The sequence below is a fragment of the bacterium genome, assembly GCA_029210965.1.
In the GTDB taxonomy this organism is placed as follows: domain Bacteria; phylum BMS3Abin14; class BMS3Abin14; order BMS3Abin14; family BMS3Abin14; genus JALHUC01.
In genome coordinates this window covers 20969-30609 of sequence record JARGFZ010000028.1, presented here as the reverse complement: position 1 = coordinate 30609, position 9641 = coordinate 20969, and the positions used below count along the sequence as shown (strand labels likewise).

Here is a 9641-nt window from a genome sequence, read left to right as displayed (position 1 = left end):
CAATGACTTACGGAGTGAGTCATTGATTTGGGCGCCCCGCGCGGGGCGCATTGATGACTTTTTGCGAAGTCATCAAAAATTTAATCTCATATCTCAAATCTCAGATGCATAAAGATAATAGCTTTTGATCTTATTCTGCGTTCTGCGTTCTGTGTTCTGCGTTCTTTTTTTCAAATTCCTGAGACATCCACGTCCCACCTAACGCCCTGTGCAGTTTCACTCTCTGGCTGAACCGTTCGAACTCTTCCTGAACGATGCTGCGCTCGAGCCTCTGGGTGCTGGTCAGGGCGCTCAAAACAGGCAGGTAATCGGACAATCCCTTCCGGTACCGGGAAACCGCTTCACGAAAACCGTCACGGGAGATAGTCAGCTGGTGGCGCAGGCCCTCGATATAGCTCGTCTGGCTGTTCTCCCTTACCATGGCATCTTCAACCTCACCCATGGCGGCAAGAACGATCTGCCCATAGGAGGCCAGGCGTTCCTCCACGATCTTTTCCTGCCTCGTTACCGCAGCCTTGCTGGAACCTGCGTTAAAAATCGGCATGGTGAGGTTAGCCGCAAGGGTGGCGAGCCAGTTCTCCACGAGGTCAACCAGGTTATCTGAACTGACCCCCCCAGTAGCCGACAGATTTACAGAGGGTAACCTCCCGGCCCGGGCAGCGGCGACCTGGTTTTCCGCGGCCCTTAAGTTCAGACCCGCTGCTCTGACATCGGGGCGTTTGGACAGCAGATCAGCAGGTACTCCTGTCTCTGGCTGGGCAGGAAATTCAGGGAAGCTGTCAGCGGTAATTCCCATGTCAGTGCGGGGAGGTTTGCCGCTGAGAACAGCGATGCTGTGGTAGAGGGTCTGAAGTTGTGCCTCCAGCTGGGGGAAGCCGGCTTCCAGCTCAGCTACGACTTGCCGCTGCTGATAGATGTCCAGGACATTGGCAAGGCCTTTCATGTAACGAAGCTCTATAAGCTCGAGGATCGTCCGGTTGGTCTCGAGCTGCTCCCTGAAAAGCGCCAGCTGCCGGCGGACGGCAATGATCTCCAGCCAATTCAGGGTCGTCTCGGCGGAAAGGGTGAGGGTTGCCGCGTAAAGATCTTCCCTTGAGATCTCCACTTCAAGGAGAGCGGTTCTGTGTTCAGCTCTGACCCGGCCCCAGAAATCTATTTCCCAGTTGCTCACCAGAGTGAGGCTCCTGGAGCTGTCCCGAAGGGTCTGGCTGCCCGTACTCCGGGTCGTTTCAGAGGCTCCTGCCCTGAGGTTCAGGTCAGGCAGTTTGTCCGCACCGGCTTGCACGGCCAGGGCTTCAGACTGTTGAAGGCGGGCGAGTAATACCTTGAGGGTCTGACTGGAGGTTATGGCGTCCTGGACAAGCTTGTTGATCTCATCCGAACCGAAACTCTCCCACCAGCGGTCCGGGGCCGGGGCCGTTTCTTCGTAAAGGGTATAGGTGGCGGGAATGGGAATTCCCAGCTCGGCGGGTTCTGGCATCATGAGGTTAGAGCAGGCAAACAGGAAGATGGCCGAAGACAGGATAAGTGGGTAGAGGAACCGCCACCGCTGTGCGTTTCGTCGTGTTTTAAAAACAGGTGAAATCATCCCAAGTACGTAATCTCCACGAAGTGTCTGGTTTCTCCGGCGGTTTAAATTGAAGATGTAATACTAATCCTGAAAAGGGGAATTTTCAACAAGGGGAAAGATGGCGTACTTTCGCTCTCAATTTACGTTGTCGCCTGCGGCTTTAACGTGACAAACCGTGTTGAGGAAGCTGCCCTTTGTAAAGGGATCAGATGTATTCATATCATCATCGCGAACCATCACCTATGTGAAGCGATCCTGGTTAATATAAAAGGCGATGCTTAATGAAACACAAAGTACACGAAGTGACACAAACTAGCCACTAGCCACCCCTGTCCCGGTTATGCAATGATTCAATCCCATGCTTGAAAACCCTTACTTCCACCTCATTATCTTCATCGCCGGGTTCACCCAGGGCTTTACCGGGTTCGGGTCCACCCTGGTTCTGCTGCCTTTGCTGACCATGCTCACGGGAGTCAAAACGGTGGTCCCCATGGTTGTCCTCCTGGGGATCTGCATAAATGTGATCCTTGTTTTCCAGGTACACAGGCACCTGGAGTGGAAAAGGGTCCGGACGCTGCTCATCGCTTGTGTTCCCGGCATCCTGATCGGCGTATTTATCCTTAAGAAAATGTCCACCAGTTTCCTGGAGTTGGTGATCGGCTTGGTGCTTCTGGTTTTTCCAGTATGGCTCATGTTTAGAGGTGTTCCTGAGAAGGAGATCGCCGCCGGGTGGGCGTGGCCTGTGGGTTTTCTGTCCGGTATCCTGGGCGGGAGCGTCAGCGCAGGCGGGCCGCCGGTTATCATCTACACGGCCTTGCAGCCGTGGGGCAAGCTTCCCATCAAGTCTACCCTTGTAGGTTTTTTTCTGGTTACAAGCGTGGTAACAGGTGTTGTTCAAACCGGTGGAGGACTAATGACAAAGGAGGTCCTCATGCTCTTCGCCGCTGGCCTCCCCGCCCTTGTAACCGGTGTGTTTGCAGGTTCGTACCTGTTCAACAGGGTTGATTCGGGAGTTTACAGAAAAGGGTTGAGTATCCTTTTGATATTTCTGGGCGTGGTGATTCTATTGAAGGCAGCTGTTGGTTAGCAGCCGACCTTTTGACCATACGACCATAGGTCATCGCCTTGCGCTTCGACGTGTTGGCTTTCACCTTCGTGCCGTCCAGACTTACATGGCCAAGCTTCACCAGCCCAGCCTTCTGACAAAGACGAAGAACGTCAACAAATAAACCGCTAAGAGCTTTTAAAGGACGCTTCCGGAAATCCGCGATCGTGTCATGGTCCGGATGACGGTTACCCGCAAGAACACGAAAGGGAACCGAATGCCAGGTCGATTGCTCGATCTTGCGCGAGGAAACCACTCCCACGCAGTAAGAGTAAAGTAGCAACCCCACCATCATCTCAGGATCGTAGGGGGCTGACCGCCGGCAGAACCGTCATAGGACGCGTAGATCCGGTCAAGGTCAAGAACACCTACCACGTCCATGATGAAGTACGCCAGGCCGTCCCCGGGAAGCCATTCCTTCATGTCAGGAGGTAGTAAAAATAACTGATCAGGATTATAACCCTTGAATTTCGCTCTGTTTTTCATGAATATACAATAACATCTTTCGACAGACTCCTAGACACTGACACTTCAACCCCTTATCCTGTTCATTGGCAATTCAAACACACAGGAGGTTCCCCATGACAGATATAACCTATTCCTGCCTGCTGGTGGAAGAGACCGGATCCAAGGCATTCATCAGAAAGGTCACCACAAGGAGTGTTGAAGCGCTGCCGGAAGGGGATCTTCTGGTCAGGGTTCAATACTCTTCTCTCAACTATAAAGATGCCCTGTCAGCCTCAGGCAACAAGGGTGTATCACGGAAGTTTCCCCACACCCCGGGAATCGACGCGGCGGGACAGGTTGCCTGGTGCGGTGACGGGACTTTTGAAGAGGGAGAGCAGGTCCTCGTCACCGGGTATGATCTGGGAATGAACACCCCTGGAGGTTTCGGGCAGTATATTCGCATCCCGTCCTCATGGGCGGTGAGGCTTCCTCCAGGGCTCACCCTTAGGGAGGCAATGGCCCTGGGTACCGCGGGCTTTACCGCCGCCCTTTGCGCCCAGGGGCTCGAAAACGGAGGGGTCAGGCCGGGTGACGGAGAAGTGGTTGTAACAGGTGCCACCGGCGGGGTGGGCAGTATGGCGGTCTCCATCCTGGCTCAGGCTGGATATAACGTCACTGCCGTGACAGGTAAACCGGAAGCTGAAGAGTATCTGGGATCTCTCGGGGCGAAAAATGTTGTGGACAGAGCTGCTGTGCTGGAAGGGTCCGATCGTCCCATGATGAAGGAACACTGGGCAGGTGCAGTGGATGTGGTGGGAGGCGAGACGTTGGCCGCCCTCATAAAAGCTGCCCGGTATGGCGGTGTGGTCACATGCTGCGGTCTTGTTGGTTCTCCCGATCTTCCCCTGAACGTTTTCCCTTTTATCCTTAGAGGGGTCAGTCTCATCGGGATCGATTCGGTACAGGTCCCCATGGAACCCAGAAAGAAGGTCTGGGAACGGCTGGCCGGTGAGTGGAAACCGGATAATCTGGAAGAAACAGTGACCGAGATAGCCCTGGAGGAACTGGACGGGAAGATCAACGATATCCTGGCGGGGAAGGTTACAGGCAGGACGGTGGTGAAGCTGGACTGAATCTCAAATCTCAGACCTCAAATCTCAAATATTAGGGATCAACTTACATGAAATATTAAACCCGGCCGAAAGGCCGGGTTTTTGTCTGAGATCTGAGATTCGTTCCTACCCCGTTGCCTTCGTAATATTTTCCATGGGAAAGGAGGCGAAGAGTTTTTCAATAGCTTCCTTCTGAAGTTTCAGATCATCAAGGAACTTTGTTCGTTTTGTTTCCACAAACTGCTCGGCGGTTTTTCGATAATAATCAATACTGCTGAGCAGGTTTTCCTTGAACTCCTGAAAGTATTTCGTTCCGTTGGTGGTGAGTTCCAACTTGTACTTTTCTATTTCCTTACGGAGAAATTCAATATTCAGGGACATCTCCTTGATGAACATGTGGGGTCGGTCGGAGTTGGCCAGCAGTGAAAGTCTGCCGTAGATGTGTCCGACCATCTCTTCGAGGGAGGCGATCCTGGAAAAGTTTACAATACCGGGGCCACAGCAGATACAGGGGGTAGCGCTGGTGTCGATCCCGAGTTTGATCGTGGCTCCCCCTGACAGATCGTGGCAGATGCACGATTTGGCCAGCACTTCCTCCCTTATCCACTCGCGCTGCTCTTCAGTCAGCTCCTTGTCCTTAAGGCTTTCAACCTTCTTCATGACGTAGCTTCGAGCGGAGACGCAATCGGGGATCTGGCTGAATTCTGTGTCGAATATAGCTCCGTGCCCTTTGGGACAGAGGCTGCCAGGCTTTCCTTCAAGGATGAACCTTCTGCGAGCCTCCTCGCTGGCCGAGGTCCGCAGGTTCCAGAAGGGGACCAGTAGGGGGGATGCCATGCTGAGATAGACATCATCGTCTGTGGCATCGGCCAATTTTTGGAGGTGTTCATCATCAACGTTGGTCACTTCCGGTACGAGGAGGAACGGTGTGCCCCAGCCCGCCTTGTCAACATTGTAATATTTGAGGAGAAATTGGTGTTCATCAGCCGTTCCTATGCCCCCGGCAACGGTGAGGCGGACATTGTGAGGTTCGGCAATGTTGGCCCGGTATTTGTCGGGCAGCGCTTTCATGTAGTGGTCATGGGTCTGCTCCACCATTTTATCCTTCTTTTCCCGAAACTCCTCGAGGATGGGGCCCATAAGATGTCCCTTGGCGGCGAAGGCGTGGCCTCCGCAGTTAAGCCCCGATTCGATACGGTATTCCGATACCCAGACGCCGCGTTTGGCCAGGAACTTTGTCTGTACCTCGGCGGATCGGTAATCGCTGACCTTCAGGACGACCTGCTTTTTGAGTTGGCCCTTTGTATCAGGAAAAAAGTCCTCAAAATTAGCTATGTATGAGTAAAGCTGGGGGTTAAGACCAGCGGACAGGACTAGGGAGGAACTCAGGGTGCTGTTGGCGTATCCACGCAGCGCTGAGCGGGTGTCGGAGTATTCCGGGCCCAGCATCTGGCCCTTTCGGTAGTTCATACGGTCCACCTTGGTCATGATGTTCACGTCGATGGTGCCGGGAACAGCCGCCAGGCGCAAGTCACTCTGAAGTTGTTCCTTCTCGATCAGATCTTCTGTCTCGATCATTTGTTTGTACTTTGCCTTGAGCCCGGATTGGGGCAGCAGTTCGTAATAGCGGGTGATTTCGCTGCCCGGCTCGAAGGGGGAGGCCTGAAGTTCTTTCACCTGTTTTTTTACCAGTTTATCAACCAGGTTCAGGTACGCGGTTGTGCGTTTAGCGCGGAAATCCTCCTCCTTGCGCCCGATCTCCTTGAAGGGCTCTCCGTTCAGCTCGCTGTGATATTTACACATCTGTTGAATGAAGGTGTCATCAACCAGAGATAGTACTGAAGAGACGCCATACCTTGCGATCTTCAGGGCTGTATCAATGGTAAATCCGATTCCCATGACCGGAATAAAGAAGGTGTGAGCCGAACCCGGATTTCTATTTTTTGTAGTTTCCATTTTTGTGGTTTCCATAGTCAAATCAGCTCGTTATCGTTTGGTTTTTTCCCTGTTGAATAAGTAGATCGATTCGCGCAGGGTGCTAATGCCGCGTGAACGCAATTCTGCCAACTGGCCAGCATTTAGCGTCGGATTATCGCATAACAAGGATGGTGAACGCAAATGGAAGAAGGACGGTGAACGGTAAATGGTGAAAAGTGAACAGTGAAAATAATATTTCGATCAGCAAACAACAGAGCGTTTGATGTCACCCTTCACCCTTCACGGTTCACTATTTATGGCGCCGCAAAGTGGCCGCAAAGTGGATGGAGCAGTATAGGAAAAAGGGGTTGGCGATCCCTTTGTATAAAGAGTTGTTCCATATGTAGATCCCATTGGAGGGGCATGTATCCACCACAGGAAGGAGCCCCTCGGAAACCAGGGTCGCAAGGGTGGGCATGCTGTCATCCACCTGGACGGAGTTCATTCTGATGTACACGTCAGTGGCGACCTGGATGTTCTGCCTGTACAGGAGGCAGGTGGTGGCTTTTGCATTGTTCAGAGTGGTGAGGAATGATGGCATGGCGAAGGACGCAATTATTCCCAGGATCGACATGGTTATGAGAAGCTCTATGAGTGTGAACCCGGAGTTTTTTTTCATTGTTCATCTCTGGCCAGAGCATAGGGGATCGGAGAGCTTAAGCTGACAGTGAGTTTCGCCAACCCGTGCTCACTGGAAGTGGGACAGCTGATGATGGTGTCATCCTTAAGTTCTGTTACTATATACTGTCTGGACGACTTGGGACAAAAGAGCAAAAGGTTCAGCTTCTTGCCCTCCTGAAGGTCTTTTGAAAGCCTCCACATCTGTTCAATACACTTATCGGCGAGGGCGTCTGTGGCCGCAAATCCCTTTCGAAGGGGTTTCGGAGGTTGGAGCAATGGGGCGATGGTGTAGATGCGGATCAGAAGGATCAGGATCACTACCCCGAGCAGGCTGATAAGTGCGATGCGCTGCTTCTTTTCCTCAGGGGGCAGGAGAGGCTTTCCATTTTCGATAGAGATCATTTTGCCAGCAGGCTTCAAACTCATTTGCTCAAGTTCGAAGGCGCACTCCCGGCACAACGGCTTTTCGTCCCGCCATTTGGGTATAACGCCGACGATCCCCGCCCCGCAGCGACCGCAGTGCGGTTTTTCCTCGTAAACGATCCTTTGGAGTATTTTGTCTTTTCTGGCCATGGCTCCAAGCTTTGATTTAGGGTCCGGGGATCGGCCACTCTGGCTTCACAGGTAGCAATTATATTACTTTTGAGTAAGGAATTACAATCGTTGTGAGGACAAACAGGGAAATTAAGGTGTTTTAATGCCGGATTTAAGGAGCAACAGCTTTAAGAGCGAGATAGATCAGGATTGTAAGGATGCCGGCGGCGGGGATGGTAATGATCCAGGAGTTGACGATACTGCGGATGACCCGGAGGTTTAAAGCCGCCATTCCTCGGGCAAGACCCACACCGATGACCGAGCCGACCAGGGTGTGGCTCGTGGATACAGGCAGGCCCAGCTTGGAGCAGACCAGGACGGTGGTGGCAGTGGCGAATTCGGCAGAAAAACCGCGGGAGGGTGTCATGGAAGTTATCTTTTTTCCGATGGTCTCTATGACCTTGTATCCCCAGGTGCCCAGGCCCACGACGATCCCTGCTCCCCCTAACGCCAGGACCCACAGGGGGACCGGGACTTTCATGGCCAGGTCCCCGCTTTTAAACACCGACACGATAGCCGCAAAGGGCCCGATGGCGTTGGCCACATCGTTGGCACCGTGTGCAAAGGCGACGTAACAGGCGGTCCCGATCTGCAGGTATGCGAATATCTTTTCTACCTGAACGAAGGCGTCCGTCCTTTTTCTCGGTATATCCTTCAGTTTGTAGGCCAGGATGATCCTCATGGCAAAATGGGCCAGAACACCTACGAGCAGGGCTATTACAAGGGCCTGGTTAAAGGGAACGTCCAGTTTCAGGTTCTTGAGGCCCTTGTACAGCATGGACAGGACCAGGATGGTAGCTACAGGGAAGATGAGTATGGGGACTATTTTTCTGGCTGCCCTCACCGGATTCCATGACGTAAGGACCGTCCGCTTTATGAAGGTGAATGTGGCCCATCCCATGAGTCCGCCGCAAAGGGGAGAGATGACCCAGCTCATGACCACTGAAAGCAGTTTTCCCCAGTGTATGGCGGAGACCCCGCCCACGAGAAGACCGAACCCGACGATAGATCCTATAATGGAGTGGGTGGTGGAGACCGGCAGACCAAGGAAGGTGGCCAGGTTCAGCCACACTCCGGCCGCTAAGAGTGCCGAAAGCATCCCGAGGACGAAGACCTCCGGACTGCTCTGGAAAACCTCTGTGGAAACGATCCCCTTGCGGACCGTATTCGTAACGTGGCCGCCTACCAGGAAGGCCCCGGCGAACTCGAACACCGCTGCCAGCAAAACCGCCTGCTTCATGGTAATAGCATGGGAGCCGACGGATGTACCCATGGCGTTGGCCACATCGTTGGCTCCGATGTTCCAGGCCATGTAACCGCAGGCTGCTATGGCGACCCAGAAAACCCAGGCTTCTAGTCCTAACATTGGCTCCGTGTTACTCTATCCATCATCGAAAGGTTAGTTTCGATCTTCAGCTCTCAAAATAAAAAGGGTGTGAACCCTTTCTATTTTGAGAGGAAGAGCCTGATCCGGTTGCCGACCTTCTCGGCCCTGTTGGCCATGTTGCCGGTAGCTTCTAAAACCTTCATCCACATGACCACATTGAGGGTACCGAGTTCGTCCTCCATGGACAGCAGTTTCCGGACAAGCTCATACTGGAGCCTGTCGGTCTTGTGCTCCTCCCGGCCAAGGTTGTTGATCATCTCTTCCACTTTTCCCACCTCGGCGCCGCCAAAAGAGGCTTCCATGAGCTCGTCCATCTCCTCGTTTATGGTCGCGTACTGGCTAACCGTGACCATAACCTGTTCCATGAATTTCCAGAACTCGTTGCTGATGGTCGCGGGGAAGGGCAGGGTTTTCATGGAAAGCAGAACGGCCACGTCCTCAGCGTAATCGGAAATGCTGTCCTGGAGGGAAAGGACCTCGAGGAGGTCGTCCCTGTCCACCGGGGTGAACATTGTCTTGGGAAGGTCACCGCGGATCTCGTTCTTGATCTTGTCGGCATCGTGTTCAGCCTCTTTGATCTGCTCCGCGAGTGTCTGAAAGGTGTTTTCGTCCTCTTCCTCCATCGCGCGATAGAGATCGGGGATCATAGACACGCAGTCTGTTACCTTCCTCATGTGGTCCTGGAGAGGTCCGAAAGGCGATTTGGCGAACAGGTCGAAAATGGTCCTTTTCATGGTTCTTCCTCCTGCAAGTAGTCCTTCGTAATCCTCGGCATCGTACCAGAGAGTTCACAAAAAACAATATAAAACCCTTGATCCATTAGCCTCG

The 9641-nt window shown here is 53.1% G+C and carries 9 protein-coding genes; 2 read left to right on the top strand and 7 right to left on the bottom strand.

The window, feature by feature from the left end:
- Positions 1-130: 130 nt before the first annotated feature.
- On the bottom strand, positions 131-1588 hold the full coding sequence (locus P1S59_10515; protein MDF1526684.1) for an efflux transporter outer membrane subunit: 1458 nt from the start codon (positions 1586-1588) through the stop codon (positions 131-133).
- 340 nt (positions 1589-1928) lie between these two features.
- On the opposite strand from P1S59_10515, the gene P1S59_10510 reads away from it, so the two are divergent.
- On the top strand, positions 1929-2657 hold the full coding sequence (locus tag P1S59_10510) for a sulfite exporter TauE/SafE family protein (GenBank protein ID MDF1526683.1): 729 nt from the start codon (positions 1929-1931) through the stop codon (positions 2655-2657).
- A gap of 309 nt (positions 2658-2966) precedes the next feature.
- Here the strand turns inward: P1S59_10510 and P1S59_10505 are convergent, their stop codons facing one another.
- Positions 2967-3161, bottom strand: a complete 195-nt coding sequence (locus P1S59_10505) for a hypothetical protein (protein ID MDF1526682.1) — start codon at positions 3159-3161, stop codon at positions 2967-2969.
- A gap of 95 nt (positions 3162-3256) precedes the next feature.
- Between P1S59_10505 and P1S59_10500 the strand changes: the two genes are divergently transcribed.
- Positions 3257-4255 carry a YhdH/YhfP family quinone oxidoreductase gene (locus P1S59_10500; protein MDF1526681.1) on the top strand — a complete coding sequence of 333 codons (999 nt, stop codon included), beginning with the start codon at positions 3257-3259 and terminating at the stop codon, positions 4253-4255.
- A gap of 105 nt (positions 4256-4360) precedes the next feature.
- Here the strand turns inward: P1S59_10500 and P1S59_10495 are convergent, their stop codons facing one another.
- From P1S59_10495 to P1S59_10475, 5 genes are all read right to left on the bottom strand, one after another.
- Positions 4361-6190, bottom strand: coding sequence for a hypothetical protein (locus P1S59_10495; protein ID MDF1526680.1), 1830 nt, complete (start codon positions 6188-6190; stop codon positions 4361-4363).
- Between the two features lie 271 nt (positions 6191-6461).
- The gene (locus tag P1S59_10490) at positions 6462-6830 is read right to left on the bottom strand and encodes a type II secretion system protein (protein ID MDF1526679.1); all 369 of its coding nucleotides are present in this window, start codon (positions 6828-6830) and stop codon (positions 6462-6464) included.
- A complete protein-coding gene (locus P1S59_10485; protein MDF1526678.1) occupies positions 6827-7405 on the bottom strand; it encodes a hypothetical protein in 579 nt (192 codons plus the stop codon). The genes P1S59_10490 and P1S59_10485 overlap by 4 nt, the downstream gene beginning before the upstream one ends.
- 133 nt (positions 7406-7538) lie before the next feature.
- Entirely contained in the window at positions 7539-8792 is a 1254-nt protein-coding gene (locus tag P1S59_10480) for an inorganic phosphate transporter (GenBank protein ID MDF1526677.1), read from the bottom strand.
- A gap of 80 nt (positions 8793-8872) precedes the next feature.
- The gene (locus P1S59_10475) at positions 8873-9547 is read right to left on the bottom strand and encodes a TIGR00153 family protein (protein ID MDF1526676.1); all 675 of its coding nucleotides are present in this window, start codon (positions 9545-9547) and stop codon (positions 8873-8875) included.
- Positions 9548-9641 lie beyond the last annotated feature (94 nt).

Excerpts from the sequence above, each read along its gene's own strand:
- P1S59_10515 (MDF1526684.1), bottom strand. The coding sequence starts at position 1,588 with ATGATTTCACCTGTTTTTAAAACACGACGAAACGCACAGCGGTGGCGG.
- P1S59_10510 (MDF1526683.1), top strand. The coding sequence starts at position 1,929 with ATGCTTGAAAACCCTTACTTCCACCTCATTATCTTCATCGCCGGGTTC.
- P1S59_10505 (MDF1526682.1), bottom strand. The coding sequence starts at position 3,161 with ATGAAAAACAGAGCGAAATTCAAGGGTTATAATCCTGATCAGTTATTT.
- P1S59_10500 (MDF1526681.1), top strand. The coding sequence starts at position 3,257 with ATGACAGATATAACCTATTCCTGCCTGCTGGTGGAAGAGACCGGATCC.
- P1S59_10495 (MDF1526680.1), bottom strand. The coding sequence starts at position 6,190 with ATGGAAACTACAAAAAATAGAAATCCGGGTTCGGCTCACACCTTCTTT.
- P1S59_10490 (MDF1526679.1), bottom strand. The coding sequence starts at position 6,830 with ATGAAAAAAAACTCCGGGTTCACACTCATAGAGCTTCTCATAACCATG.
- P1S59_10485 (MDF1526678.1), bottom strand. The coding sequence starts at position 7,405 with ATGGCCAGAAAAGACAAAATACTCCAAAGGATCGTTTACGAGGAAAAA.
- P1S59_10480 (MDF1526677.1), bottom strand. The coding sequence starts at position 8,792 with ATGTTAGGACTAGAAGCCTGGGTTTTCTGGGTCGCCATAGCAGCCTGC.
- P1S59_10475 (MDF1526676.1), bottom strand. The coding sequence starts at position 9,547 with ATGAAAAGGACCATTTTCGACCTGTTCGCCAAATCGCCTTTCGGACCT.